General features: G+C 60.7%; 23 protein-coding genes. 11 read left to right on the forward strand and 12 right to left on the reverse strand.

The features are described 5' to 3' along the window. Positions 1 to 20 precede the first annotated feature (20 nt). Positions 21 to 2,312 carry a fatty acid cis/trans isomerase gene (locus C9383_RS17790; RefSeq protein WP_090371501.1) on the reverse strand — a complete coding sequence of 764 codons (2,292 nt, stop codon included), beginning with the start codon at positions 2,310 to 2,312 and terminating at the stop codon, positions 21 to 23. Between the two features lie 166 nt (positions 2,313 to 2,478). Here C9383_RS17790 and metH point away from each other — a divergent pair, with 166 nt between their 5' ends. Together metH and C9383_RS17800 are read left to right on the forward strand one after the other, a co-directional pair. After that, positions 2,479 to 6,189, forward strand: a complete 3,711-nt coding sequence (gene metH / locus C9383_RS17795; RefSeq protein ID WP_090371503.1) for a methionine synthase — start codon at positions 2,479 to 2,481, stop codon at positions 6,187 to 6,189. A 501-nt stretch (positions 6,190 to 6,690) separates the two neighbouring features. Next, positions 6,691 to 6,909 carry a DUF2970 domain-containing protein gene (locus tag C9383_RS17800; RefSeq protein WP_060757125.1) on the forward strand — a complete coding sequence of 73 codons (219 nt, stop codon included), beginning with the start codon at positions 6,691 to 6,693 and terminating at the stop codon, positions 6,907 to 6,909. Here C9383_RS17800 and C9383_RS17805 read toward each other — a convergent pair. Continuing rightward, a complete protein-coding gene (locus tag C9383_RS17805; RefSeq protein ID WP_090371506.1) occupies positions 6,906 to 7,967 on the reverse strand; it encodes an ABC transporter substrate-binding protein in 1,062 nt (353 codons plus the stop codon). The two genes, C9383_RS17800 and C9383_RS17805, sit on opposite strands and share 4 nt — an antisense overlap. Before the next feature lie 423 nt (positions 7,968 to 8,390). Here C9383_RS17805 and C9383_RS17810 point away from each other — a divergent pair, with 423 nt between their 5' ends. Next, positions 8,391 to 10,049, forward strand: a complete 1,659-nt coding sequence (locus C9383_RS17810) for a nitrite/sulfite reductase (protein WP_090371508.1) — start codon at positions 8,391 to 8,393, stop codon at positions 10,047 to 10,049. Next, on the forward strand, positions 10,033 to 10,527 hold the full coding sequence (locus C9383_RS17815) for a DUF934 domain-containing protein (protein ID WP_090371510.1): 495 nt from the start codon (positions 10,033 to 10,035) through the stop codon (positions 10,525 to 10,527). Before C9383_RS17810 ends, C9383_RS17815 begins: the two co-directional genes overlap by 17 nt. Before the next feature lie 80 nt (positions 10,528 to 10,607). On the opposite strand, the gene C9383_RS28440 is transcribed toward C9383_RS17815, so the two are convergent. Next, entirely contained in the window at positions 10,608 to 11,441 is an 834-nt protein-coding gene (locus C9383_RS28440) for a hypothetical protein (RefSeq protein WP_235863274.1), read from the reverse strand. A 361-nt stretch (positions 11,442 to 11,802) separates the two neighbouring features. Between C9383_RS28440 and poxB the strand changes: the two genes are divergently transcribed. Further along, the gene (gene poxB, locus C9383_RS17825) at positions 11,803 to 13,527 is read left to right on the forward strand and encodes a ubiquinone-dependent pyruvate dehydrogenase (RefSeq protein WP_090371512.1); all 1,725 of its coding nucleotides are present in this window, start codon (positions 11,803 to 11,805) and stop codon (positions 13,525 to 13,527) included. Between the two features lie 3 nt (positions 13,528 to 13,530). Here poxB and C9383_RS17830 read toward each other — a convergent pair whose 3' ends face one another. Next, positions 13,531 to 14,385 (reverse strand): LysR family transcriptional regulator, encoded by an 855-nt coding sequence (locus C9383_RS17830; RefSeq protein WP_090371514.1) that lies wholly within the window; start codon positions 14,383 to 14,385, stop codon positions 13,531 to 13,533. Positions 14,386 to 14,478: 93 nt separating this feature from the next. Between C9383_RS17830 and C9383_RS17835 the strand changes: the two genes are divergently transcribed. Further along, positions 14,479 to 15,108, forward strand: a complete 630-nt coding sequence (locus tag C9383_RS17835) for an FMN-dependent NADH-azoreductase (RefSeq protein ID WP_090371517.1) — start codon at positions 14,479 to 14,481, stop codon at positions 15,106 to 15,108. A gap of 43 nt (positions 15,109 to 15,151) precedes the next feature. Here the strand turns inward: C9383_RS17835 and C9383_RS17840 are convergent, their stop codons facing one another. Then, the gene (locus tag C9383_RS17840; RefSeq protein WP_090371519.1) at positions 15,152 to 15,709 is read right to left on the reverse strand and encodes an NADPH-dependent FMN reductase; all 558 of its coding nucleotides are present in this window, start codon (positions 15,707 to 15,709) and stop codon (positions 15,152 to 15,154) included. 236 nt (positions 15,710 to 15,945) lie between these two features. Here C9383_RS17840 and C9383_RS17845 point away from each other — a divergent pair, with 236 nt between their 5' ends. After that, the gene (locus tag C9383_RS17845) at positions 15,946 to 16,182 is read left to right on the forward strand and encodes a hypothetical protein (RefSeq protein WP_017136925.1); all 237 of its coding nucleotides are present in this window, start codon (positions 15,946 to 15,948) and stop codon (positions 16,180 to 16,182) included. A 60-nt stretch (positions 16,183 to 16,242) separates the two neighbouring features. On the opposite strand, the gene C9383_RS17850 is transcribed toward C9383_RS17845, so the two are convergent. Beyond that, the gene (locus tag C9383_RS17850; protein WP_090372431.1) at positions 16,243 to 16,587 is read right to left on the reverse strand and encodes a hypothetical protein; all 345 of its coding nucleotides are present in this window, start codon (positions 16,585 to 16,587) and stop codon (positions 16,243 to 16,245) included. Between the two features lie 103 nt (positions 16,588 to 16,690). Further along, entirely contained in the window at positions 16,691 to 17,140 is a 450-nt protein-coding gene (gspG, locus tag C9383_RS17855; RefSeq protein ID WP_090371521.1) for a type II secretion system major pseudopilin GspG, read from the reverse strand. A gap of 146 nt (positions 17,141 to 17,286) precedes the next feature. Between gspG and C9383_RS17860 the strand changes: the two genes are divergently transcribed. Next, positions 17,287 to 18,180 carry a LysR substrate-binding domain-containing protein gene (locus C9383_RS17860; protein WP_090371523.1) on the forward strand — a complete coding sequence of 298 codons (894 nt, stop codon included), beginning with the start codon at positions 17,287 to 17,289 and terminating at the stop codon, positions 18,178 to 18,180. Here the strand turns inward: C9383_RS17860 and C9383_RS17865 are convergent. The 3 genes from C9383_RS17865 to dnaQ all read right to left on the reverse strand — a co-directional run bounded on the left by C9383_RS17865 (position 18,177) and on the right by dnaQ (position 21,830). Beyond that, positions 18,177 to 18,746 (reverse strand): GNAT family N-acetyltransferase, encoded by a 570-nt coding sequence (locus C9383_RS17865; protein ID WP_060757208.1) that lies wholly within the window; start codon positions 18,744 to 18,746, stop codon positions 18,177 to 18,179. The genes C9383_RS17860 and C9383_RS17865 overlap by 4 nt on opposite strands. A 20-nt stretch (positions 18,747 to 18,766) precedes the next feature. After that, positions 18,767 to 21,022: an Orn/Lys/Arg family decarboxylase gene (locus C9383_RS17870; RefSeq protein WP_090371525.1), complete on the reverse strand. Its 2,256-nt coding sequence runs from the start codon at positions 21,020 to 21,022 to the stop codon at positions 18,767 to 18,769. Between the two features lie 67 nt (positions 21,023 to 21,089). Beyond that, entirely contained in the window at positions 21,090 to 21,830 is a 741-nt protein-coding gene (dnaQ, locus tag C9383_RS17875) for a DNA polymerase III subunit epsilon (protein ID WP_162843555.1), read from the reverse strand. A gap of 202 nt (positions 21,831 to 22,032) precedes the next feature. Between dnaQ and C9383_RS17880 the strand changes: the two genes are divergently transcribed. After that, positions 22,033 to 22,341 (forward strand): DUF2388 domain-containing protein, encoded by a 309-nt coding sequence (locus C9383_RS17880; protein ID WP_060757137.1) that lies wholly within the window; start codon positions 22,033 to 22,035, stop codon positions 22,339 to 22,341. A 3-nt stretch (positions 22,342 to 22,344) separates the two neighbouring features. On the opposite strand, the gene rnhA is transcribed toward C9383_RS17880, so the two are convergent. Beyond that, the gene (rnhA, locus tag C9383_RS17885) at positions 22,345 to 22,797 is read right to left on the reverse strand and encodes a ribonuclease HI (RefSeq protein WP_003173571.1); all 453 of its coding nucleotides are present in this window, start codon (positions 22,795 to 22,797) and stop codon (positions 22,345 to 22,347) included. A 32-nt stretch (positions 22,798 to 22,829) separates the two neighbouring features. After that, positions 22,830 to 23,588 carry a class I SAM-dependent methyltransferase gene (locus C9383_RS17890; RefSeq protein WP_090371529.1) on the reverse strand — a complete coding sequence of 253 codons (759 nt, stop codon included), beginning with the start codon at positions 23,586 to 23,588 and terminating at the stop codon, positions 22,830 to 22,832. A 65-nt stretch (positions 23,589 to 23,653) separates the two neighbouring features. Between C9383_RS17890 and gloB the strand changes: the two genes are divergently transcribed. Both gloB and C9383_RS17900 read left to right on the forward strand, forming a co-directional pair. Next, positions 23,654 to 24,421: a hydroxyacylglutathione hydrolase gene (gloB, locus tag C9383_RS17895; RefSeq protein WP_090371531.1), complete on the forward strand. Its 768-nt coding sequence runs from the start codon at positions 23,654 to 23,656 to the stop codon at positions 24,419 to 24,421. Between the two features lie 98 nt (positions 24,422 to 24,519). Beyond that, positions 24,520 to 25,926 (forward strand): transglycosylase SLT domain-containing protein, encoded by a 1,407-nt coding sequence (locus C9383_RS17900; protein WP_060757140.1) that lies wholly within the window; start codon positions 24,520 to 24,522, stop codon positions 25,924 to 25,926. Positions 25,927 to 26,028: the final 102 nt, after the last annotated feature.

Here is a 26,028-nt window from a genome sequence, read left to right on the forward strand (position 1 = left end):
GTCGACGATAGCGCGGGGACTCAGAGGTTTTCATAGCGGTTCATGTCCAGTACACCCTCTTCCACCGGTGTGGTTTCGTGGATGTACCGCGACAGATCGTGAAAGTACTGCCAAAACAGCGGATGACTGCGACGAATACCCCATCGATCAACGATCTGCTCAAAACCCTTGGCATCCTTGGCGTTCTCCATGGCCGCCACAAACTCAGGCACTTGCTGCGCCGGGATGTTGAAGATGAAGTTCGGATAGCTGGTCAGTACGCCGGGATAAATAGTCAGCGTATCCAGCCCGGGCTGGTAGCGATAGGCCTCACCCAGCAGGAACGCCACGTTACTGTGCGCTCGATTGCGCAGCATGCTGTAGACCTCGCGCTTGCCGCTGGCGGTCTCAATGCGCAGCAAGGTCGCTTCAGGCAATTGGTCGATGACCTTGAGCCCGGCCGCCGGGCGTGAGGTCAGGCGGCTGAGCGCCTGTTCGGCGTCCTGCAAGGCCGGCTCGATACCGTCACGCGAGCAAAACGCGCCGGTGCAGCGGTTGATCGGGTCCGGGCTGACGTTGAGGTCGCCGTAGCGGGCCAGCAACTGGTTGGCGAAGTCGCGTTTCGGGTCTTGCGCGTTGAGGTGCAGGCCGCTCGGCTTGTCGTCGTCAATCGCCTCATAGTCGAGCCACATCTTCAGTTTCCCGCTGTTCTGGTACCAGTCATCGAGAAAACCGTCGCGGCTGTCAGCCGGCATCAAGCGCAGGAAGTTCTGCTCGGCGCCGTTGCGGATCAAGTCGAAATACAAGCGCGTCTGGGCCTGGTGCGACACGTTGCCGAACACGTCGAAATTTACCGCCAGTTGGTAATAGGTGCGCTCCAGCAGCGGATAGTCGAACAACCACATCGTTTGCGGGACTTCGCCGATCAGGCCTTTGGTGACCGAGGCGCTGTCAAAGTGACGAAAGATCGTCAGCAACGCATTGTCGTTGCCGGCCCACAGGGTCGACCAACTGGGCGGCGCCACGTCTGCATAGCTGTCGCGGCGCAAGACTTCGTATTGGTTGCGCTTGTCGCGATAAGCCAGCCACAGGCCGAGCACACTGCCCACGTCATCGTTCTGCCCCGGCATCGCCAGCAACGGCGTGGCCTGGCCGCGATAACGGGCATCGGTGATGTACAGGTCGTGATCCGGGTCCTGGAACAGGGTCCAGAAGTTATCGCGGATCACATCCGTGGCGATCTGCCCACGGCAGACCGGCCCACGAATGAACGTGCGCACAAAATATTCGGCGTTATCCAGCATGAACTGGTAACGCGCCTTGGCCGGGATCGCCTCGAACGTCTCGAACGGGTTGGCGCGACGCCCCGGGCCGTAGCCCGGCAAAGCATTCACTTGCCAGTTGCCGGCGTAGAACAGCGCCTTGATGCGGGCCATCTTCTCGGCGCTGAACGGGTAAGTGATGTGGGTTTTATGCACAATCACCCCCTGCACTGGCCAAAGGCGGTAGTACACCTGGGTACCGGGGTCGTCGTTGGGGCGGCGCGTGGCGATCAGGTCGATGGGTTGGCCGCTCGGTGTGCGTGAACGGACCCATTGAAAGTAATGTCCAGGCTCGCCGTTCTCGAAATAGATATGCGCCAGGAACAAGTGCTCGTACAACCAGCGCGCCACCAGGCTCTCGCGGGCGCCGGGCTGGTTGAACAGGTTCTCCCATTGCTGCACCTGCAAGGCTTCACGGGCACTGGGCGCCAGGCCCTGCTCATCGATCGGCGCACCGGAGGCGAGCCAGCGTTGCAGGGTCTGGTACTGCTGATCGGTGAGGCCGGTGACCGCCAGGGGCATGCCTTCCTTGGGATGCGCGCCGGCATAGGCGTTGAACTCGCCGGGCATTGCGCACATGTTGTCGCGGTTGAGGCCCAGCACGATGTCTTCAGGCAATTTGGCATTGGGTTGCAGCGGTGCGTTGTGGCCCAGTTCCAACATGCGTGCCATCAGCGCGGCCTGGCTGCCCTGGGCGTCCAGCACCGAATAGAAACCCTTTTGCTGCCACGCCTGCTTGCCGAACGCGTCATAGAACAAACGGGTGGTTGGCGTCGCCTGGCTGCGCTCGCCATCGTAAACCGGCGACTTGCTCGCACCGCGCGCCGCGCCCTCGGCACTGCCCAGGTTGAGTTGGCAGGCGGAGTCGTAGCAGGCGTGGCAGGCCACGCACTTCTCGGTAAAGATCGGCTGAATATCGCGGGTATAGGAGATCGCCGAAGCGGGACCTTGTGCCTGGGCATAGCCGGCGACCAACGCCAGGACGGCGCTGGTAATAAAACGAAATGGCATGTGCCCAGTCCCGAATCGAAGCGTACGCTGAAAAATTGCCGGTGATTCTACAGGGCCATCGCCCCTTCCAACATGAACGATATTCATGCAAAGCCCGGGCATGCTCCAAATCGGCACAGGTTTGCTATGATTCATGCCCCCCGTAATGCCTGACCAGAGTAGTCCCATGTCCGATCGTAGCGCTCGTCTGCAAGCCCTTCACCAAGCCCTCAAGGAACGTATCCTGATCCTCGACGGCGGCATGGGCACGATGATCCAGAGCTATAAGCTCGAGGAGCATGACTACCGTGGCAAACGCTTCGCCGACTGGCCAAGCGACGTCAAGGGCAACAACGACCTGCTGGTGATTACCCGCCCCGACGTGATCGGCGGGATCGAGAAGGCTTATCTGGATGCCGGGGCCGACATCCTCGAAACCAACACCTTCAACGCCACGCGCATTTCCATGGCCGATTACGGCATGGAAGAACTGGCCTACGAGCTAAACGTAGAAGGTGCGCGCCTGGCGCGCAAGGTGGCCGACGCCAAGACCCTGGAGAACCCGGCCAAGCCGCGCTTTGTCGCCGGCGTGCTCGGCCCGACCAGCCGCACCTGCTCGTTGTCGCCCGACGTGAACAACCCCGGCTACCGCAACGTGACCTTCGACGAATTGGTGGAAAACTACACCGAAGCCACTAAAGGGCTGATCGAAGGCGGCGCCGACCTGATCCTGATCGAAACCATCTTCGACACTCTCAACGCCAAAGCCGCGATCTTCGCCGTGCAAGGCGTGTTCGAGGAGCTGGGCGTGGAACTGCCGATCATGATTTCCGGCACGATCACCGACGCCTCCGGCCGTACCCTGTCGGGCCAGACCACCGAAGCGTTCTGGAACTCCGTGGCCCACGCCAAGCCGATTTCGGTGGGCTTGAACTGCGCCCTGGGCGCCAGCGAGTTGCGCCCGTACCTGGAAGAGTTGTCCAACAAGGCCAACACCCACGTATCGGCCCACCCCAACGCCGGCCTGCCCAACGAGTTCGGCGAGTATGACGAGCTGCCCTCGGAAACCGCCAAGGTCATCGAAGAGTTCGCCCAGAGCGGCTTCCTCAACATCGTCGGCGGTTGCTGCGGCACCACCCCAGGCCACATCGAGGCGATTGCCAAGGCCGTGGCCGGCTACGCGCCACGCGTGATCCCGGACATTCCGAAGGCCTGCCGCCTGTCGGGCCTGGAGCCGTTCACCATTGATCGCAGCTCGTTGTTCGTCAACGTCGGCGAACGCACCAACATCACCGGTTCTGCCAAGTTTGCCCGGCTGATCCGTGAGGACAACTACACCGAAGCCCTCGAAGTCGCCCTGCAGCAGGTGGAAGCCGGCGCCCAGGTGATCGACATCAACATGGACGAAGGGATGCTCGATTCGAAGAAGGCCATGGTGACCTTCCTCAATCTGATCGCCGGCGAACCGGACATCTCCCGTGTGCCGATCATGATCGACTCCTCCAAGTGGGACGTGATCGAAGCGGGCCTCAAGTGCATCCAGGGCAAGGGCATCGTCAACTCCATCAGCATGAAAGAAGGCGTGGAGCAGTTCATTCATCACGCCAAGCTGTGCAAGCGCTACGGCGCGGCCGTGGTGGTGATGGCGTTCGACGAGGCCGGACAGGCCGACACCGAAGCGCGCAAGAAAGAGATCTGCAAACGCTCCTACGACATCCTGGTGAATGAGGTCGGCTTCCCACCGGAAGACATCATCTTCGACCCGAACATCTTCGCGGTCGCCACCGGTATCGAAGAGCACAACAACTATGCCGTCGACTTCATCAACGCCTGCGCCTATATCCGCGACGAGCTGCCGTATGCACTGAGCTCCGGCGGTGTGTCCAACGTGTCGTTCTCGTTCCGCGGCAACAACCCGGTGCGCGAGGCAATCCATTCGGTGTTCCTGCTGTATGCGATCCGCAATGGCCTGACCATGGGTATCGTCAACGCCGGCCAGTTGGAAATCTACGACCAGATCCCGACAGAGCTGCGTGATGCGGTGGAAGACGTGGTGCTCAACCGCACCCCGGACGGCACCGATGCCCTGCTCGCCATTGCCGACAAGTACAAGGGCGACGGCAGCGTCAAGGAAGCCGAGACCGAGGAGTGGCGTGGTTGGGAGGTCAACAAGCGCCTGGAGCACGCGCTGGTCAAGGGCATCACCACGCATATCGTTGAAGACACCGAGGAATCCCGGTTGTCGTTCGCACGCCCGATCGAAGTGATCGAAGGCCCGCTGATGTCCGGCATGAACATTGTTGGCGACCTGTTCGGCGCCGGCAAAATGTTCCTGCCCCAGGTGGTGAAATCCGCCCGGGTGATGAAGCAGGCCGTGGCCCACTTGATCCCGTTCATCGAGCTGGAAAAAGGCGACAAGCCGCAAGCCAAGGGCAAGATCCTGATGGCCACGGTCAAAGGCGACGTGCACGACATCGGCAAGAACATTGTCGGCGTGGTGCTGGGCTGCAACGGCTATGACATCGTCGACCTGGGCGTGATGGTGCCGGCGGAGAAAATCCTGCAGGTGGCCAAGGAGCAAAAGTGCGACATTATCGGGCTGTCCGGCCTGATCACCCCGTCGCTGGATGAGATGGTGCATGTGGCGCGTGAGATGCAGCGCCAGGATTTCCACCTGCCGCTGATGATCGGTGGCGCCACCACGTCCAAGGCGCACACGGCGGTCAAGATCGAGCCCAAATACAGCAACGATGCGGTGGTGTATGTCACCGACGCCTCGCGTGCGGTGGGTGTGGCCACGCAATTGCTGTCCGAGGAGCTCAAGGCCGGTTTTGTCGAACGGACCCGCGAGGAGTACGTGGAAGTCCGCGAGCGCACCTCCAACCGTAGCGCCCGCACCGAACGCCTGAGCTACGCGGCGGCCATCGCCAAGAAGCCGCAGTTCGACTGGGCCGGCTACACCCCGGTCAAGCCGACGTTTACCGGTGCCAAGGTGCTGGACAATATCGACCTGAATGTCCTGGCCGATTACATCGATTGGACGCCCTTCTTCATTTCCTGGGACCTGGCCGGCAAATTCCCGCGCATCCTCACCGATGAAGTCGTGGGCGAAGCCGCCACCGCGCTGTATGCCGATGCCCAGGAAATGCTCAAGAAGCTGATCGACGGGAAACTCATCAGCGCGCGCGCAGTGTTCGGCTTCTGGCCGGCCAACCAGGTGCAGGACGATGACCTGGAAGTCTACGGCGATGACGGCAAGCCTCTGGCCACCCTGCACCACCTGCGCCAGCAGATCATCAAGACCGACGGCAAGCCGAACTTCTCCCTGGCCGACTTCGTCGCCCCCAAGGACAGCGGCGTGACCGACTACGTGGGCGGGTTCATTACCACCGCCGGCATCGGCGCCGAAGAAGTGGCCAAGGCCTACCAGGATGCGGGCGACGACTATAACTCGATCATGGTCAAGGCCCTTGCCGACCGCCTGGCCGAAGCCTGCGCCGAGTGGTTGCACCAGCAGGTGCGTAAAGACTACTGGGGCTATGCCAAGGATGAAGCGCTGGACAACGAGGCGTTGATCAAGGAGCAGTACAGCGGCATCCGCCCTGCCCCCGGCTACCCGGCGTGCCCGGACCACACCGAGAAAGGCACCCTGTTCCAGTTGCTGGACCCAGAGGCCCATGAACTGCACGCCGGCCGCAGCGGAGTGTTCCTTACCGAGCACTACGCGATGTTCCCGGCGGCGGCGGTCAGCGGCTGGTACTTCGCCCACCCGCAGGCGCAGTACTTTGCCGTGGGCAAGGTGGATAAAGACCAGATTGCAAGCTACACCGCGCGTAAAGGCCAGGACCTGGCCGTGACTGAACGCTGGCTGGCACCGAACCTCGGCTACGACAACTGACCCTGTAGTGAGCGGGCTCGCCCCGCGCTGGGCGGCGCAGCCGCCCCAACAACGACGCCATGGTGTTTCTGAAAGACCGAGGCGCCCGGATTTGGGGCGGCTTCGCCACCCAGCGCGGGGCAAGCCCGCTCACTACAAACGGTCAGCGTTTATGCGATTCCGAGTGGCAAGTTACATCGTGCGCCAACCTAGGCCACGACAACTGACCATCCGGCTTGTGTAGTGAGCGGGCTCGCCCCGCGCTGGGCGGCGCAGCCGCTCCAACAAGGACGCCATGGTGTTTCTGAAAGACCGCGGCGACTGTGGGAGGGGGCTTGCTCCCGATGAGGGTGAGTCAGTCGATAAATTGCTGACTGACACACCCTCATCGGGAGCAAGCCCCCTCCCACAAGTTATTCATCGTCCGTTCTATCGCTTGACTGACTGGCATTAGGACAAGCCCGCTCACTACGACCCGCCAGCGGCTATGCTCTCTCTCACACACCTTGTGTCGAGGGATGTATGGACGATCCAGTCAACAACAAGCCTCCTACCTTCTGGCAGATGCTTCACAGCGTCGTGGCTGCCGCCTTCGGCGTACAGAGCGGCAAGAACCGCGCCCGGGACTTTACCCACGGCAAGCCCAGCCACTTTGTAGCGCTGGGCATTCTGTTTACCGTGGTGTTTGCCTTGACCTTGTTCGGTATCGTCAAGCTCGTGCTGCACCTGGCCGGCGTCTAGCGCAACAGCAGTTGCAGGCTGAAGGGGTAACGGTAGGAAGCCGGCTTGTCGACGGCGGACAGTGCACGGAAATCCACCTTTGCCATAGGCTCGAGCAAACGTCGGGCCTGGGCGGTATCGATCAGTTGGAATAGCGCTTCCTGGCGGTCGCGCCCGCCATGGGCATTGATGTCGACGCCCTTGGCATCATCATTGATCAACACCATCGCCCAACCGCCCAGGGTAAAATGCCCGGCCACCAAGGTTGTCAGCCGCCCGTCCATGCGCGCGTTCAAGACCTCCGGCGAGCTGTTGAGCGCACTGAACAGCACGTCCTTGCCGGGTACGCGGCCGCTGTCTTGCAGGGCCTGCATCGCGCCCAGCGCCATCTCGTCATTGGCCGACCACACCAGCGTCGTCTGCGGGTAGCGCTTGAATAGCAGCGTGGCCTGCTCATAGGCGCGCTGGCGGTTCCACTCGCCATAGACCAGCTGGCGCAGGCGCACCTGCGGGTGTTCGGCCAGAGCGCGACGCAGGCCCTGCTCACGCAGCAAGGCCGCCGGAGTGGTCTTGACGCCGGAGAATGCCAACAGCTCTATGGTCTCGCCAGGCGCCACCGAGCCGTGAGCACGCAGCAGGTCGTTGAGCATCAGGTAACCGGCCTGCTCGTCGTTGGACACCATACTGCCGAGCCAATTAACGCCGCTGCCGAGCATTTGCGCCTGATCAGCCGTCAGCGCGTTATTCACGAGCAATAACTTGACCCCACTGCCTTGGGCCATGCGCAGAATCTGCGGGGCGACGTACTGTTCGTTGACCAGCACCAGATAGTCGGGGCGCTCGGCACCTTGCAGCGCTTCCCGGGCCTGGGCCAGGGTGTTGCGAGTGTCGCGCTCGGAATAACGCACGCGCAAATCCAGGCCGAGGTCCTTGGCCGCGGCCTGCATGAATTGCGCATAACTGACCCAGAAGGTTTCCGTCGACAGGCCGGGATTGAGAAACACCACCGACGCGGCCTGGGCCATCGTCCCGTACGCCGCCCCCAGCAACCACACACACGTAATCAGAACCTTCAACATGGTTGTCCGAGCCTTGAACATTGACCGCCATGATAGTGGCATTGCGACAGTCAATCGAGGCTCAGCGACAGCCTTTTTACTGGTGGCTCACCCAGAATACTGCGGTGCCCACCACCAGAACGATCAAAAACAAAATCGCCCAGGCATCAACGGTACTGTCAGGTTTACGGGCCTTTGTAGAATTGCTCATCGCATCGCCTCTTGTCGGTTTTATAGGTGACTGCACTAAGACTCGACCACAGTAAAGTTCATGATTGCCCGCATGACAAATGTGGGTATCGCGATAACCGTTCTCATTAGTCAATTTGGTTATTTACATATACTCAAACATCACTTTTGCGCATAAACGCAAACTGGTATCGTGCGCCGGCTCCGTTGGGAGTGCGCGGCCGTGCGCGCAGATTTGCCGAGAACAGGACCTATATGTACGTATACGACGAATACGATCAGCGCATCATCGAGGACCGCGTCAAGCAGTTCCGTGATCAGACCCGACGCTATCTGGCAGGTGAACTGAGCGAAGAAGAGTTCCGCCCTCTGCGCCTGCAAAATGGCCTTTATGTTCAGCGCTTTGCGCCGATGCTGCGGGTGGCCGTGCCCTATGGCCAGCTGACTTCGCGCCAGGTGCGCATGATGGCCAAGATTGCCCGCGACTACGACAAGGGCTATGCCCACATCAGTACGCGCCAGAACGTACAGTTCAACTGGCCGGCGCTGGAAGATGTGCCGGACATCCTGGCTGAACTGGCCACCGTGCAGATGCACGCCATTCAGACCAGCGGTAACTGCCTGCGCAACGTCACCACCGACCAATTTGCCGGTGTAGCGGCCGACGAACTGATCGACCCGCGCCCCTGGTGTGAAATCGTCCGCCAGTGGACCACCTTCCACCCCGAATTCGCTTACCTGCCGCGCAAGTTCAAGATCGCCATCAATGGCTCGACCTCGGACCGCGCAGCGATCGAAGTGCACGACATCGGCCTGGAGCCGGTGTACAACGCAGCCGGCGAGCTGGGCTTCCGTGTGCTGGTGGGTGGCGGCCTGGGCCGTACCCCGGTGGTCGGCGCATTCATCAACGAGTTCCTGCCGTGGCAGGACCTGTTGAGCTACCTCGACGCCATCCTGCGGGTCTACAACCGCTACGGCCGTCGTGACAACAAATACAAGGCCCGGATCAAGATCCTGGTCAAGGCGCTGACCCCTGAGGTATTTGCCCAGAAAGTCGACGCCGAAATGGAACACCTGCGCGGCGGCCAGACCACCCTGACCGAAGCCGAAGTCCACCGTGTGGCCAAGCACTTCGTTGACCCTGAGTACAAGGCCCTGGCCAACCAGGAGGCCAAATTCGCCGCCCTCGACCAGCAACACCCTGGCTTCGCCCGCTGGCGTGCCCGCAACACCCTGGCGCACAAGCAGCCGGGCTATGTGGCGGTGACCCTGTCGCTGAAACCGACCGGCGTTGCGCCGGGTGATATCACCGACAAGCAACTGGACGCCGTCGCCGACCTGGCCGACCGCTACAGTTTCGGCCAACTGCGCACCTCCCACGAGCAGAACATCATCCTCGCCGACGTTGAGCAGAGCCAACTGTTCACGCTGTGGGGCGAGCTGCGCGAAAGCGGTTTCGCAACGCCGAATATCGGCCTGCTGACCGACATCATCTGCTGCCCGGGTGGCGATTTCTGCTCCCTGGCCAACGCCAAGTCGATCCCGATTGCCGAATCGATCCAACGCCGTTTCGACGACCTGGACTACCTGTTCGACATCGGCGAGCTGGACCTGAACATCTCCGGCTGCATGAACGCCTGTGGTCACCACCACGTCGGTCACATCGGCATCCTGGGCGTGGACAAGAAAGGCGAAGAATTCTATCAAGTGTCCCTGGGCGGCAGTGCCAGCCGTGATGCGAGCCTGGGCAAGATCCTCGGCCCGTCCTTCGCCCAGGAAGCCATGCCCGAGGTGATCGGCAAACTGATCGATGTGTACATCGAACAGCGTACCGAAGATGAGCGTTTCATCGACACCTACCAGCGCATCGGCATCGACCTGTTCAAGGAGCGCGTCTATGCAGCGAATCATTAAGAACAACCAAGTCGTCGACGAAACCTGGCACCTGCTGCCCAAGGACGCGAGCTTCGACGGCATCTCCAACTGCGACGACCTGATCGTGCCGTTGGCCCTGTGGCGCGAACACGGCCACGCCCTCAAGGCCCGCGACGGCGGCCTGGGCGTGTGGCTGGACGCCGATGAAGAAGCCGAGGAGATCGGCGAGGACGTGGAGCACTTCCAGGTCATCGCCCTGAACTTCCCGGCCTTCACCGACGGTCGTAACTACTCCAACGCCCGTCTGCTGCGTGACCGTTACGGTTACAAAGGCGAACTGCGTGCGATTGGCGATGTACTGCGCGACCAACTGTTCTACCTGCACCGTTGCGGGTTCGATGCCTTCGCCTTGCGCGCCGACAAAGACCCGTACGAAGCGCTGGAAAGCCTCAAGGATTTCTCGGTGACGTACCAGGCTGCAACCGATGAACCGCTGCCGCTGTTTCGTCGACGTTAAGCCTGAATGAAAAAATGGGCACCCGACCCCGTCGGCGTGCCCATTTTTTTCACCTGGCTTTTCTTGCTTTAACCCAGGCGCTACTCAGCGTCTGCTTCCGCAACTTTGACCAGCCGCTTGAGCATCCGGGTCATATGGATCAACCGCTGCTCGATGACCTCCAGGCGAGACTGCTCAGTCGGTGTTTCGGATGAAGCGGGCGCGACATACGGCTCGTAAATAAGCCCGTATCTAGTCGCGATGTCTTTCATCTGTGCCTCAACAACATCCATGGTTTTTTCCAGATTGACCAGACGCCCGCCCGTGTCGGTGGGCGCGCCAGGGCCCTTGCCCACTGCCGGGGCGTCTGGACCTTCGTTGATGGACAGGATTGAATTGACCATCAACTCCAGTTTTATTTCATGGCTTTCCAGGCGCGCCTCAATTTTTTGCTGTTCCGTAGCGCCCGGGTCTACGGTCGTCTTGACGCCGTTTGCGCTGACCTGTTCGGCGCCTGGCATTTTGGCTTGCGCTTCAATCCTGGCAATAATGGTTTTAGACGCAAAATGCTCCCCCACCGTGAATGGGATATTGATCAGACCGCCTACCGCCGCATTCACGAAGGCGCTGCGCGCGCTGGCGGCAACTTGCTTGGGGAGTGGTGGGAACGCATTGTTTTTGTTCAACCCGACAATTTTCTGGGAATCACCCAGGGAGGCTTGCGTACCTTTCAGCTTGGTTATCGGCTTGGGTAGCACCGGCGGCACAGGTGGCAACGGAGGCACAATCGGCTTGGCTGGTTTAGATGACACAGGTGGCTTGCCCGAGTCTACCTCCACAGGCGGCTTGGGTCGCTTTAAGCGCTTCAAACCACGCCTGTTTCGGGTATGGATCTCTTCCTCGCTCGCCATAGGGTATTGAGTAGAGCGCTCCATTTGGCGAGTTGAATCCCGCGTTACATTCGAAACACTTGGAACCCGCACCTCAGGCAACGCCGGGGCAGAAGTGCCTGTTGTTTGCGGGTGAACCATTGGGACCGGTGACGAAATAGCAGACTGACTGGATAACCGCATAGCTAGACCTCTGACATGTTTAGGAGAGGGCTCCCTGCCGCTTCATCTCCTCAGTGGCCGTGCACAAAACCAGAGTTCCATGACTACACGTTATGTCATCAAATGCCTGAGTTTTTGCAGGACAGATGACACAAGCTTCATACAACGAGCTGAACATACGCCCTGGTTGAACTGTCCTCTTCTGATCAGACGCTTTTCATCTCACTGACGATTGGAGTGCTTCATGGCGAAAATCAACCTGGCCCAGCAATTGGCGACCACACTCGAGCAAGCGGGCATCAAGCGTATCTGGGGCCTGACTGGCGACAGCCTCAACGGCCTGACTGACGCTCTGCGCAGCATGGACAGCATCGAATGGATGCATGTACGCCACGAAGAGGTCGCGGCGTTCGCCGCCGGCGCCGAGGCCGCCGTCACCGGCGAGCTGACGGTATGCGCCGGCAGTTGCGGGCCGGGTAACCTGCATCTGATCAATGGCCTGTTCGACTGCCATCGTAATCACGTGCCGGTACTGGCTATCGCTGCGCAAATCCCCTCTTCGGAGATCGGCCTCAATTACTTTCAGGAAACCCATCCCCAGGAACTGTTCAAGGAGTGCAGCCATTTCATCGAACTGGTGAGCAACCCCGCGCAGATGCCCGAGGTGCTGCACCGTGCCATGCGCTCGGCAATTCTCAACCGGGGCGTGGCCGTGGTGGTGATTCCGGGGGATGTGTCGCTGCTGGAAGTCGAAGACCGGCTCAAGCCCTGGCCAGCCCTGCATGCGCCGCGCACGCTACCGGCCGAACAGGACCTGCAGCGCCTCACCGACCTGCTCCAGGGCAGCCAGAAAGTGACCCTGCTATGCGGCAGCGGCTGTGCCGGTGCCCACGACCAGGTCGTTGCGCTGGCCGACGCCCTGGGCGCGCCGGTGGTGCATGCCCTTCGCGGCAAGGAGCATGTGGAATGGGATAACCCCTTCGACGTGGGCATGACCGGCTTGATCGGCTTCAGCTCGGGCTACCACGCCATGCTCAACTGCGACACGCTGGTCATGCTCGGCACCGACTTTCCCTACCGTCAGTTCTACCCGACCGACGCGACCATCATTCAGGTCGACCGCAATGCCCAGGCCCTGGGACGTCGTGTCGCCCTGGACCTGGGCATCGCCGCCGATGTCGGTGAAACCATCGATGCACTGCTGCCCCGCCTGACCCGCAAGACCGATCGCAGCTTTCTCGACACCTCGTTGAAGCATTACGAGAAAGCCCGCCAGGGGCTGGATGACCTGGCGCAGCCGTCAAAAGCCAACCGCCCGATTCACCCGCAATATGTCGCACGCTTGCTCAGTGAACTGGCGGACGATGATGCAATCTTCACCGCCGATGTGGGCTCGCCGACCGTCTGGGCCGCCCGCTACCTGAAAATGAATGGCAAGCGCCGCCTGATCGGCTCGTTCAATCACGGCTCCATGGCCAATGCCATGCCCCAGGCCATCGGTGCCCAAGCGGCGTTTCCTGGGCGCCAGGTGATTTCGATGTCCGGCGACGGCGGGTTCACCATGCTGATGGGGGACTTCATCTCACTGGCACAACTGCAACTGCCGGTGAAAGTCATTGTGTTCAACAACGCGTCCCTGGGTTTTGTCGCCATGGAAATGAAAGCGGCGGGCTATCTCGATACCGGTACCGAGCTGAAAAATCCGGACTTCGCGGCCATGTCCAACGCCATGGGGATCCTGGGGATCCGCGTGGAGCAATCCGAAGACCTGGAACCGGCACTCCGCCGCGCCCTGGCCCATGACGGCCCTGTGCTGGTAGATGTTGTCACCGCTGCCCAGGAGCTGGTGATGCCTCCGAGTATCAAGCTGGAACAGGCCAAGGGCTTCAGCCTGTACATGCTCAAGGCGGTCATGAGCGGGCGTGGCGATGAAGTGATTGAGCTGGCGCGCACCAACTGGTTGCGCTGACCTTCAGTTGCGTGGAGCGGCGCCATAGCGGACCACCACCTGGGTGACCACCTCAACCAGGCGTGGGTCCGCATCCGGCGCACTGAACAGGCGAAACTGCGCATCGGGCAGCACGGGTAAACCGTGCTCGACACCGAGTACCGTCAAGCCCGCGCCGACCTGGCTGCGAACCATGGGCGCGATGGCAAAACCGGCCAGCGCCGCGGCGTGCAACCCGGCATAGCTGGTACACAGGACGGCGGTGCGCTGCGTGATGTTGGCCTGGGCCAGGCGGGTCAGGGCCGCCTCTCGATACGGGCAGGGCTCGGGAAACAGCGCCAGTGGCAGGGGCGTCGGCAACACCGCACGCGGCTGCGCGCACCAGGCCCATACGAGCGGCTCCTGCCACAAGGCCAGGCCTGGCTCGCCGGACTCGCACAACGATCCCACCACCACGTCGAGCTCGCCCTGCTTCATCAGGGCCAATAACGTACCGGGAATGCCCACTTGCACGCTGATCTGCATGCCCGGGTACTCGGCGGCGGCGGCCTGCAATTCGCGCAGCAGTCGCGCTTCGGCGAACTCCTCGGAAACCCCCAGGCGCAGGTTGCCTTCCCAGGCCGAGCGCGTCAGCTCGGCCCAGGCATCCCGGTTCAGCGCCAGAATGCCCCGTGCATAAGCGATCAGCCGCGCGCCGTCCGGCGTCAGTTGCTGGGCGCGCGTGGTGCGGATCAGCAGAGACTTGCCGACCTGCTCTTCCAGGCGCCGCAGATGACCACTCACCGCCGACTGCGTGAGATGCAAGCGGGCCGCGGCGCGACTGAAGCCGCCTTCATCCACCACAGCGACGAAGGTTTTGAGTAGCAGGATGTCGAACATATTTTAATTAATGATTAATGACCACTGAAAACACGATTTATATTTCAATCATCACTATGTTGCAATGCCTGGGTCAACTGCCCGAGGCCCATCATGACCACGCTCCTGCACATCGAATGCTCCCCACGTAAACAGCGCTCCGCGTCCCTGGATATCGCCCGCCAATTTATCGCCCGCTATCAGCACAATGCTCCGGATACAGAGGTGATCACCCTGGACCTATGGGCCCTGGAGCTTCCGGAGTTCAATGGCGAGGTCATGGACGCCAAGTACGCCGGTCTCAGTGGCACGCCCTTGACCGAGGAACAGGCCGGCGCCTGGGCTGCGCTGAAATCCCTGGCCGCCTATCTGCATCAGGCTGACGTGCTGGTGTTTTCGGTGCCACTGTGGAATTTCGCCGTGCCCTACAAGCTCAAGCACTTTATCGACGTGGTGTCACAGAAGGACGTGCTGTTCGAGTTCAGCCCCGAGCACGGCCTGCGAGGCTTGCTGCAGGACAAGACCGCCGTCAATGTGTATGCGCGCGGCATGGACTTTTCCGCACCGGGCGCCCAGGCCATGGATTTCCAGCGCCCGTACATGGACGCCTGGCTCGGCTTTATTGGAGTGACGAACGTGCATTCACTGTATGTGGAGAAGACGATCCTGGGGCCGGAAATCGATCGGGCATCGCGCCTGAAAAGTACCGCACTGGCGCTGCTGCTGGCCGATCAACTGGCCTGAACCCTAAGTAAAAACCCGGCCTTGTCGGCCGGGTTCGAGGCCATCAGCCGTGCTGTTTGATAACCCACTTGCCGAAGGCATCGATAAACGCCTGCAGAAACGGCCGGGTCTTGTCCGAGAGTTTGCCCGCCTCGTCAAACACGCTGCCCGCGCCACCCAGGTAAGCTTCCGGCTGCTGCATGCAGGGCACGTCGAGGAACACCAGGGACTGGCGCAGATGATGGTTGGCGCCAAACCCACCAATGGCACCCGGCGAAACGCTGATGATCGCCCCGGGCTTGCCACTCCAGGCGCTTTGCCCGTAAGGGCGGGAACCGACGTCGATGGCATTCTTCAACGGCGCGGGCACGGAACGGTTGTATTCCGGGGTCACAAACAACACCGCGTCGGATGAACTGACCTGCTGACGGAAAGTACTGTAGGCTGCCGGCGGTGTAGCACCGTCGATATCCTCGTTATAGAGCGGCAAATCGCCAATTTCGACAATGTTCAACTTGAGGTTGGCAGGGGCCAGTTCAGCCAATGCCAGGGCGACCTTGCGGTTGATAGAGGCTTTTCTCAAGCTGCCCACCAGGACGGCAACCGTGTAGACCTTGCTCATTGATTTTTCCCGACGTCTGACTAAGGAGTGTGTAGTTATAGAGCCTTCGCGGCGTGATCACCAGCAGGTTGTGATAATCCTCCAGAGGTATTCCGCAGCGCGCAATGCGCAGGAAGTGCGTAGGAAGTGTCTGAAAACTTCAACGAATAGTATTTTTTTCTTATAGGTAAACTACCCCGCTTCATGACGGTCTACAGAACCGAAATCGAGTGTTTATCTCCAGAGGTTCTAAACAGATGGCTGCAGTACTTGTCGGACAGTTCCATGCCAGAGACGCGGAAGGACGTGTGTATTCGGTGCATGAGTTCCAGGAATCCAACCCGGCGCAGGACAGCCAGGCTGGCTCGACGCCTACCACCACCTACAAGTTGGCCATTGGCGACCGCGTAGAAAAACTGGAAGGTGATGAATTCAAATTGATCCAGTCAGGCACGATCATCGTGCGCGAATCGCAAACCACCCTCGCCTCATAAGATCTCGCCTGGTCGACCTGCTCAGTCCTGGCCCTGGCTGCCACTGACTGGGCTGGCGGATCACCGGTTACGCATCTCAGTCACCTCGACCCCTGGCTCGCCGTCCATTTGCTTGAGCGTCACCATCAACTGCCCTCTCTCGCCCTCGACGACAAACATCGAACGCTTGTACCCCGATGTAGTGCTGGTGGGGTAAGCCACAACCTGCCTGACCAACGCCATTTCCAGCACGGCGCCGACGCGCTCGCTCACCTGTTCCTGGGAACGGATAAACGCTTCGAGCGCCAGGGTTTCAGGTGAATGTTCTTCTTGATTGTTCAAGAGATAAGCAGCCGCACACCCCAGGGTTGCCAGTACCAGGAGTTGCTTGGCCGTTACCCCGAAGATGTTCGTGGGTAGAGGCATTTGAGACCAGACCTGTTGTTGTTTTAAGTGCCGAGTCATCGGCATTGGTCGTTGATGATCAGATGCCCCATTCTAATCAGGTCGCCAGGTTATGCCAGATCTATCAGAGGTCGCCGTAGGTAATATCCTTGTTATCCCCGACGCCACCCAGCGTGCGGTCCTTGCCGAAGGAGAACAGATCGAAGGGAGTATTGGGCTGGCTCGACGGATAGTGATACTGGTAGGCAATACCCCAAGGATCCGTCAGCAACGCCTCGTCGACATAAGGGCCCTTCCAGTTGGCCTCTCCGGCGGGCTGCCGGATGAGCGCTTCAAGCCCCTCGTCATCGCCAGGATAGCGACCGGTATCTTGATGAAAGCGTTCGACGGCCTCACCGAGCCGGCTCACCTGGGCTTTGGCGCTGGCGATCTCGACTAGGGTCACATCACCAAACAACCGCGGCCCCAAGGCCACGGCCAACAGGCCGATGACCAGCACCACCGTCAATGCCGCCCAACGCGTATAACCGCGTTGGGTGTGCAACGGTCCCGCCACTGTGGTCAATCCGCGCATGGGTACGCCTCCTTGATAAAATCAATACGCTCTTTATAGGGCCTGCTCGTTGCAGTTGCACGCATGATTACCCGATATGCCCTCGCAGCATGCGCTCTTTTGCCCCGGCCATTGAAACACCGTCGCGCGCACCCTAGACTCCGGCGATGCGTTTACGTCATATCGAAGTGATTCAGGCCATCTTGCAAACCGGACACCTCGGCACTGCCGCCGAATGGTTGCAACTCCCCGTGGGCGATGTAGACGCCGTGCTCAAAGACGCCGAGCAGCAATTAGGTTTCATGCTGTTTGCCAGTGTGCGTGGGCGCTTGCAAGCCACGCGCGAGACCCTGGAACTGCAGGCCGAAATCGCCCACCTCTACGAGGCCCTGGAGCCGGTGCAACGCCTGGCCAGCCGGTTGAAACACCATCACGCGCCGACCCTGCGCGCCCTGTGCACCCCGCCCCTGGCCAACCAGTTGCTGCCGCAAAGCATCGCCATGCTACGTCGACGCTTCCAGGACACGCCGTGCAACCTGTCGAGCCTGCCGACCCGGGAAATTGTCAGGAGCCTGTTGTTGCACGAGGCCGATGTGGGCCTGAGCCTGCATGACCCGGAACATCCACAAATTCAAAGCACCGTATTGGCCCAAGGCAAATTACAACTGCTCGCTCCCCATGGCTGGCTCAAACCCAGGCAGAAGTACATTGCCCTGCAGGACCTGGCGGGGCAGTCGATGATCGGTCTCGAAGGCCAGGACCCGCTCAGCCGCCTGCTGGACGCCAAGCTGCGGGCCCTGCGCCCGTTGCCGGTGGTGCAGACGCGCGTACAGACCTACCAGATGATGCGCAGCATGGTGGAGGCCGGGGAAGGCTTGGCGATTGTCGACCCGTTTACCGCATTCGGCGCACGGGAAGCAGGGTTGGACGCATGCCCGCTGTCACCGCCGATCCAGGTCAGCCTGTATGCACTGACCCTGAAGGACAGCGTGACGGCCCCTGCCCTGAATGCGTTGCTGGAGATTGTCACGCAGAAGGCAGAAGGCCTGTTGGCGGGCTAGGACGCTGCGGTTTCCGTCTTGAACAAGCGGTACCAGAAGATCGCCACTTCGCGGGTTTGCGGATCAATGCCCCGATAGCGCAGGTGGTCGACGCCCCCCATCACATAGCCACACCGCTCATATAAGCGGCAGGCCCCGAGGTTGTTGTTCTGGGTTTCCAGCATCATGCCCGGCAGGTTTTTCTTGCGGCTCCAGAACTGCGCCACGTCCAGCAGCGCCTTGGCCACACCATGGCGACGCGCAGACAGGACCACCGCCAACTCATCAACATGGGCAAAGCCATTCCAGTTGGTGCTCACCACAATATGCCCTACCGCCCGATCATCGAGGTAAGCCATGAAGACTGCGCTGTCGGCGGCGTTACGGAAACTGGCGAACTCTTCCGGGTCTATGCCATAGCACTTGCGGTACGGCAGGATCCGCTCCACAGGCCATTCGTCAACCCGCTTGCCCATCTGCGGCTGGCCGTAGCCGCTGACCTCAAAGCTGAAGTCATTGCCCCACACATAGGCATCGAAGCCCTCGTCGGCCACGCGGACACTGAGCCCCGGATACTTCACGTTCATCACTGCGTGCATAACCATCCTTAATCCTTGATGCAATCGACGGTGTAACAACGACCATGACCGTCATCTTCGTGCTGCAGCCCATGAACATCGGCGACAAACCCGGGGAAGCCGCTGTCGAACGTGCGGGCGAATGCCAGGTAATCAATGATCGACCGCGTTGCCTCGGTAAAACGCTCGCCGGGCATGATCAACGGAATGCCCGGCGGATAAGGCACCAGCATCACCGCTGCGATGCGCCCAGGCAAGGCATCGATGGACACGGCCTCCACCTCACCTCGCACCAGCTGGTCGTAGGCATCGGCCGGTTTCATGGCGATTTCCGGCAACACCGTGTACATGCGCTTGAGGTGCCTGGCGGTGGCATTGCTGCGGTAACAGCTGTGCAATTGATCACAGAGGTCACGCAGCCCCAGGCCCTGATAGCGCGACGGCCCCTGGGCATACACTGATGGCAAACAACTGGCCAGGCTGACATTGGCATCGTAGCTACGCTTGAACTCCAACAATTCGGTGAGCAAGGTACTCCATTTACCTTTGGTAATGCCCATGGAGAACAACACGAGGAATGAATACAGGCCGGTCTTCTCCACCACCAGCCCACGTTCCCAGAGGAACTTGCTGACCACCGCCGCCGGGATACCCCGGTCGCTCAAGGCTCCTCCGGCGTTGAGGCCGGGCATCACCAGCGTCACTTTGATCGGGTCCAGCAGCACATAATCCTCGGCCACGTCGCCAAAACCATGCCAGTCGTCGCCGGGATGCAACAGCCAGTCCGTCGTGACAACCCGGTCGATGCCCGCCACCGACGGCGGTTGCCAAATCGAGAACCACCAATCGTCAGCGGCCAGATGCTGGCGCAGGTTGGCCAACGCACGACGAAAGCTCAGGGCTTCGTCGAACATTTCCTGCAACAGCGAACGCCCGGCCGGCCCTTCCATCATTGCCGAGGCGACGTCCAGCGAGGCGATGATGCTGTATTGCGGCGAAGTGGAGATATGCATCATGAAGGCTTCGTTGAAGCGGTCACGATCCAGTTGGCGGGCGCCACCATCCTGAACATGGATCATCGACGCCTGGCTGAAGGCGGCCAGCAACTTGTGCGTCGAGTGGGTGGTGAACACCAGGGGGCTGTCCGGTGTGCGTGAAGTGCCCATGCCGTAGCGCCCGGCAAAAAACTCGTGAAAGGCCGCGTAAGCGTACCAGGCCTCATCGAAGTGCAGCACCTCGACACTGCTGCCCAATTGCTGCTTGATCAGCTCGGCGTTGTAGCACAGGCCGTCATAGGTCGAATTGGTCACCACCGCCATCTTCACCTTCGCCGGCCGGCCACGGGTCAGGGGGCTGGCGTCGATCTTGGCGCGGATGGACTCAGGGCTGAATTCGCTCAGGGGAATCGGGCCGATGATGCCCAGCTCGTTGCGCTCCGGGCACAGGTACAGCGGGATCGCCCCAGTCATGATGATCGAGTGCAGTACCGACTTGTGGCAGTTGCGATCCACCAGCACCAGGTCGTTACGGCCGACCATGGAGTGCCACACGATCTTGTTGGCGGTGGACGTGCCATTGATGACGAAGAAGGTGTGGTCAGCGCCAAAGTTGCGTGCGGCGCGGGCTTCGGCTTCGGCCAGCGGCCCGGTGTGATCCAGCAGCGAACCGAGTTCCGGTACTGAAACGGACAAATCCGAACGCAGCGTGTTCTCACCGAAAAACTGATGGAACGCCTGCCCCACCGGGCTTTTGCGATAGGCCACGCCGCCCCCGTGGCCGGGGGTGTGCCAAGAGTAATTGGAATCGGCGGTGTGCTGGACCAGGGCCTTGAAGAACGGTGGCAACAAGCCGTCCAGGTAGGTCCGCGCAGCGCGAGCCACCTGCCGGGCGAGAAATGGCACCGTGTCTTCGAACAGATAAAGAATGCCGCGCAGTTGATTGAGCTCACTCATGGCGTCCGCCGGGGCGTTTTCCAGTGTGACTTGCTCGCCCAGCGCGAAGATCGGCAGGTTGGGCGCCCTCACCCGTGCCAGGCGAATCAGTTCGACCATGTTTTGCAGCAGATGGGTATTTTCCCCGGCACCTTCAGCGGCAATCAGCATGCAGGCCAAGCCGTGATGGGTCGATGCCACCAGCCGCCCCTCGGCATAGTCCACGGCAGAAAAGATACTGAAGCCCTCTTGTTCCAATTCCCTGGCGATGCCTCGAACCCGGTCACCGGCAACGGTGTCGGCCTTGATGTCGCGATGCACGATCAGAACGGGAAACTTCAAGTCTTTGTACATGACGGCTTGTGGTCCTGAGGGCTATGCACTCAGGGTAGAAGCTGGAAGAGAATGTGGCGAATGAAGATTATTGCTCCGCCAGCTGCGACCACAACGCCGGTGCACCCGCCGCCTTGGCAATCGCTTCCAATCGCGCCGCATGCTCGGCCAGGTCCTGCTCGCTGGCACGGATAATGGCGGTCGCTTTACGATCAGCCGGCAGTCGGCGAATTTCCGATGGGCGATTGCCCGCGCCTTCCGCCGAGCCGCTGCCGTCGGATGCATTACCAGCCAGGGACAGGCTGGTCTGGCCACCGGTCATGGTCAGGTAGACGTCGGCGAGAATCTCGGAGTCGAGCAAGGCGCCGTGCAGTTCACGGCCGGAGTTGTCGACGCCGTAGCGTTTGCACAATGCATCGAGGCTGTTGCGCTGGCCCGGGTGGCGTTCACGAGCCATCATCAGGGTGTCGAGGATCGAGCAGTGCTGGGAAATATCCGCCCGGTCCATCTGCCCCATCAGGGCGAATTCGTTGTTGATGAAGCCGACGTCGAACGCCGCGTTATGGATGATCAGTTGGGCGCCGTTGATGAACTCGAAGAACTCATCGGCCACTTCGGCAAAGCGCGGCTTGCCTTTGAGGAATTCATCGGTGATGCCGTGAACGGCGATAGCGCCCTCGTCACTGTCCCGATCCGGTTGCAGGTAGACATGAAAATGACGGCCGGTGAGGCGACGGCCCATCAACTCGACGCAGCCGATCTCGATGATCCGGTGACCATCGGTCACCGGCATGCCGGTGGTTTCGGTATCGAGTACTACGGATCGGATGGCCATCAGGGTTCAACTCTCAGCGGTGTGGTGTATTTCAAGGCGCGCAATCTTAGCACGCCATGGCCCGGGCAACCCAAGACCGGGCCAAGGCGCTCAAGGCTCGACAGTTTTTTACAATCCTTAGCAAAGCTGCAGCAGTTTTGCCCAAGGCGCCCTTGTTAGCCTGCACGCCCTAGTTGATACAGGTCCCACAACCACCATGAACCCGCCAAAACTACTGTGCACCCTGTTGCTGTTGGGCAGCACCTGCACGGCACACGCCACCAGCTTCGTCATGACCACCGACGCGCTGGTGAGCCTGTCCATGAGTGCCACTCGGGGCACCAGTTCGTCATTCAAGGATGACAAGATCGTTCAAGCGGCACGGGACGACGCCGAATCTTTTGTTGCCACGGATGGCCAGATCCGTGGTGTACGCCTGGAGGCGGCGCTGGTACACATTCGCGAACGCCTGCCAGGGCAAACCTTTACCGACATGCAGCTGGCACAGGCCATCGCCGCACTCTGAACATCAGCTCTGCTTGTAACCCCGCACTTCGTCCACGCCACGGTTAGCCAACTGGTCTGCCCGCTCGTTACCGGGATGGCCGATGTGCCCGCGTACCCATTTCCAGGTAATGTCGTGGCGATTGCATTGTTCATCGAGCAATTGCCACAGGTCGGCATTCTTGACCGGTTCCTTGGCGGCAGTCTTCCAACCCCGTTTTTTCCAGTTGACCATCCACTCATTGATGCCCTTCATCACGTACTGCGAGTCAGTCACCAGCAGCACGTTGCAGCGTCGCTTGAGCTCTTCCAGGCCACGAATGGCGCCCATCAGCTCCATGCGGTTGTTGGTGGTGTTGGCTTCGCCGCCCCACAGTTCCTTCTCCACGCCCTTGCACACCAGCAGGGCCCCCCAGCCGCCCGGGCCAGGGTTGCCCTTGCAGGCGCCGTCGGTGAAGAGTTCTACGCTATCGGTCATCGGTCACTCGGCCTGAAATCAAAAAAAGGGTTTTACGATTCACTCTGCTTGCGGTTGACCTTGGCCATCGGCATCGGCACCAGCTTGCCCACGGGCTGGCGTAGCACCTGGCGCACCGGCCGAAGCCCGACCACAATCTTGCGCGCCACCAACAAATAGAAGCCACCACCCGACAGTTGCCAGGCCCCGGCCCGGCGCTCCCAGCCGGCCAGACGTGCCTGCCACTTGGTCGACGCAAGCGGCGGACGATAGCACCCGAAGCGGCGTTTCTCCAGCGCGAAGCCCAGCAGGTTCAGCCAGTCTCCCACCCGCGACGGCGCGATGCAGCGCGCCTGGCGCAGGCCGTCATGGGCGAACAAATGGCGCATTCCCCAACTGCTCCAGGGGTTGATGCCGATAATAAGCAGATGGCCACCGGGGCGTACGCTGCTGGCGGCTTCACGGAGCAAACCGTGGGGAGACAGGCAAAAATCCAGGCCATGTTGCAACACCACCACATCGGCGGCGTGCTCGCTCAATGGCCAGGCTTGTTCCTCGCAGACGATTTCCACACCGGGCAACGGCGCCCCCAGACGCACATTGCGCTGCACCTGCGGGGCCGACGGCGGCGTCTGCGCCGAGGGGCCGTAATGCACCAGGTAACCGCCGAAGAAGCGCCCCAGCTCGTCTTCGAGCATGCGCCGTTCTTCGTCCAGCAGAAATTGCCCTATCGGCCCGGACAGCCACTCGCGGGCCGCGCTGATCAGGGCCAGCCACTCAGGATCGGCCTGGGCGAACGCTTTATCAGTCATTGCATTCTCCAACTCGCCTAGACGTTCTAAGATGCACCAATGTGTTCAGCTTGGCGAATCGAAGAATGATACAGATCAGTGCGCTACCCGCCTTCACCGACAACTACATCTGGTTGTTACAAGACCCAAGCACCCAGCGCTGCGCCGTCGTCGACCCTGGCGATGCCGGGCCGGTGCTCGCCTGGCTCCAGGCCAACCCCGGCTGGCAGCTCAGCGATATCCTGATCACCCACCACCACCATGATCATGTCGGCGGTGTGGAGCCCTTGAAAAGTGCTACCGACGCCAAGGTCTACGGCCCGGCCAGTGAGAAGATCCCGGCACGCGACATTGCCCTGCAGGATAACGACCGTGTCACGGTGCTGGGCTGGGACTTCGACGTCTATACGGTGCCCGGCCACACCCTGGGCCATATAGCCTATTACCACCAGGGCGTGCTGTTCTGTGGCGACACGCTGTTCGCCGCCGGCTGTGGGCGCCTGTTCGAAGGCACTCCAGAGCAAATGCACGCCTCGCTGCAACGCCTCGCCGCCCTGCCCGCCGACACGTTGGTGTACTGCACTCACGAGTACACGCAAAGCAACCTTAAATTCGCCCAGGCCGTGGAGCCGGATAACGCCGATATTGCCGAACGGGTGGCTGACGTCAACCAGTTGCGAGCCCGTGGCGAGATGACACTGCCGTCGAACCTGGCCCTTGAAAAACGCACCAACCCTTTTCTGCGCACCGCTGAAACATCCGTTAAACAAAAAGCGGACGAACGGAACGGTCGCGACAACCGCTCTGGGGCCGAGGTGTTTGCTAGCTTGAGGGCGTGGAAAGATAAGTTCTAACGGGAAGCAATCTGATACGCAATTTCTGAATGGTTGACCGGAACCGAAGCGCTTTCTAGAATCGCCCGACATTTTTGCCCGGAACTTACTTCCAGCCAATGTCGTCATCTATTCGTAAATCCATTTCTTCAGACGCATTGACCCGCCTGGCTCAAGCCGTGGCGGTGGCTGTGTCCGCGACTCTGGCGGGCTGCCAATCGACAAATTTCGCTGCACAATCCACCGTGCAACCCAAACCCAATCTTGCCGCCAAGATCAAGCAAAAACCTATCTGGCTTTCAGAGAAGCCCAGCCCCGAAGTGCCCCAGGATGTCTGGGAACGCATGCGACGGGGCTTTCAATTGCAGGAAGGCCTGGGCGTCAACCCGCGCATCGAGCAACAGCGCTTGTGGTTCGCCAGTAACCCGTCTTTTCTGGAGAACGCCGGAGAGCGCGGCAGCCTCTACATTCACTACATCGTCGAGCGCCTTGAAGAACGCAACATGCCCCTGGAGCTGGCGCTGCTGCCGGTGATTGAAAGTGCCTACAACCCAATGGCCTATTCGCGTAGCGATGCGGTCGGTTTGTGGCAGTTCATTCCCTCCACCGGGCGCTACTTCAACCTGCGCCAGACCCGCGCCTACGACGGCAGACGTGACATCACCGCGTCCACGACCGCCGCACTGGATTACCTGACGCGCCTGCATGACATGTTCAATGGCGACTGGTTGCTGGCCCTGGCGGCGTATAACGCCGGCGAAGGCACGGTCAGCCGGGCCATCGAGCGTAACGAGAAACTCGGCCTGCCCACCGACTACTGGAACCTGCCCCTGCCCCAGGAAACCAAGGACTACGTGCCCAAGTTCCTGGCGCTGTCCCAAGTGGTGCTGGCGCCGGAGGCATACGGTGTCAACCTGAGCCCGATCGCCAACCAGCCGTACTTCGAAGTGGTTGAAGTCAAACAGAGCATGGACCTGTCACGGGTCGCGGCACTGGCTGAAATCGACGAAGACGAACTGTTCCAGCTCAATCCGGCCCTGAAACAACGCACCACCCTGGACGGCCCCCAGCATCTGCTGGTGCCCAGCTCCAAGGCGCATCTGCTGACCAGCACCCTTTCGACGATGCGTCCGGAGGAATTGCTGGCCATGCGCCCGAAAAAGGCCGTGTTCGACGAAGTCGAGACAAAAGCCGTTGCCGGGCGTACCCGCAGCTACAAGGTGCGCACTGGCGACAACCTCACCCTGATCGCCAAGGCGAACAAGGTCGACGTGCATGACCTGCAACGCTGGAACAAGCTCAACGGCCAGGCACTCAAGGTCGGCCAGACCCTGGTGATGCAGGACACGCGCAAAGTCGTGGCCAGCAGCAAGAAGCCGGTGCAATACAAGGTCAAGAAAGGCGACTCGTTGTACATCGTTGCCAAACGCTTCAATGTTGAGATGCAACACCTCAAGCGTTGGAACCCGCGCACCGGCCAGGCATTGAAGCCAGGGCAAATGCTCGTCGTTTCCGGCCCACGATAGCCGGTTCTGTAGTGAGCGGGCTTGCCCCGCGCTGGGCGGCGCAGCCGCCCTAACAAAGACGCCGTGGTGTGTCAGAAAGACCGAGGTGCCTGGTTTAGGGCG

It is taken from the genome of Pseudomonas palleroniana (assembly GCF_003031675.1).
In the GTDB taxonomy this organism is placed as follows: Bacteria; Pseudomonadota; Gammaproteobacteria; order Pseudomonadales; family Pseudomonadaceae; genus Aquipseudomonas; species Aquipseudomonas palleroniana.

Bases quoted from the DNA above. Each gene is read 5' to 3' on its own strand.
- gloB (WP_090371531.1), top strand. From the start codon at position 23,654: ATGATACAGATCAGTGCGCTACCCGCCTTCACCGACAACTACATCTGG.
- C9383_RS17840 (WP_090371519.1), bottom strand. From the start codon at position 15,709: ATGAGCAAGGTCTACACGGTTGCCGTCCTGGTGGGCAGCTTGAGAAAA.
- C9383_RS17845 (WP_017136925.1), top strand. From the start codon at position 15,946: ATGGCTGCAGTACTTGTCGGACAGTTCCATGCCAGAGACGCGGAAGGA.
- C9383_RS17890 (WP_090371529.1), bottom strand. From the start codon at position 23,588: ATGACTGATAAAGCGTTCGCCCAGGCCGATCCTGAGTGGCTGGCCCTG.
- C9383_RS17800 (WP_060757125.1), top strand. From the start codon at position 6,691: ATGGACGATCCAGTCAACAACAAGCCTCCTACCTTCTGGCAGATGCTT.
- gspG (WP_090371521.1), bottom strand. From the start codon at position 17,140: ATGCGCGGATTGACCACAGTGGCGGGACCGTTGCACACCCAACGCGGT.
- C9383_RS17850 (WP_090372431.1), bottom strand. From the start codon at position 16,587: ATGCCTCTACCCACGAACATCTTCGGGGTAACGGCCAAGCAACTCCTG.
- C9383_RS17880 (WP_060757137.1), top strand. From the start codon at position 22,033: ATGAACCCGCCAAAACTACTGTGCACCCTGTTGCTGTTGGGCAGCACC.
- C9383_RS17830 (WP_090371514.1), bottom strand. From the start codon at position 14,385: ATGTTCGACATCCTGCTACTCAAAACCTTCGTCGCTGTGGTGGATGAA.
- metH (WP_090371503.1), top strand. From the start codon at position 2,479: ATGTCCGATCGTAGCGCTCGTCTGCAAGCCCTTCACCAAGCCCTCAAG.
- C9383_RS17900 (WP_060757140.1), top strand. From the start codon at position 24,520: ATGTCGTCATCTATTCGTAAATCCATTTCTTCAGACGCATTGACCCGC.
- poxB (WP_090371512.1), top strand. From the start codon at position 11,803: ATGGCGAAAATCAACCTGGCCCAGCAATTGGCGACCACACTCGAGCAA.
- C9383_RS17805 (WP_090371506.1), bottom strand. From the start codon at position 7,967: ATGTTGAAGGTTCTGATTACGTGTGTGTGGTTGCTGGGGGCGGCGTAC.
- C9383_RS17865 (WP_060757208.1), bottom strand. From the start codon at position 18,746: ATGAACGTGAAGTATCCGGGGCTCAGTGTCCGCGTGGCCGACGAGGGC.
- C9383_RS17810 (WP_090371508.1), top strand. From the start codon at position 8,391: ATGTACGTATACGACGAATACGATCAGCGCATCATCGAGGACCGCGTC.
- rnhA (WP_003173571.1), bottom strand. From the start codon at position 22,797: ATGACCGATAGCGTAGAACTCTTCACCGACGGCGCCTGCAAGGGCAAC.
- C9383_RS17815 (WP_090371510.1), top strand. From the start codon at position 10,033: ATGCAGCGAATCATTAAGAACAACCAAGTCGTCGACGAAACCTGGCAC.
- C9383_RS17870 (WP_090371525.1), bottom strand. From the start codon at position 21,022: ATGTACAAAGACTTGAAGTTTCCCGTTCTGATCGTGCATCGCGACATC.
- C9383_RS28440 (WP_235863274.1), bottom strand. From the start codon at position 11,441: ATGGAGCGCTCTACTCAATACCCTATGGCGAGCGAGGAAGAGATCCAT.
- C9383_RS17790 (WP_090371501.1), bottom strand. From the start codon at position 2,312: ATGCCATTTCGTTTTATTACCAGCGCCGTCCTGGCGTTGGTCGCCGGC.
- C9383_RS17860 (WP_090371523.1), top strand. From the start codon at position 17,287: ATGCGTTTACGTCATATCGAAGTGATTCAGGCCATCTTGCAAACCGGA.
- C9383_RS17835 (WP_090371517.1), top strand. From the start codon at position 14,479: ATGACCACGCTCCTGCACATCGAATGCTCCCCACGTAAACAGCGCTCC.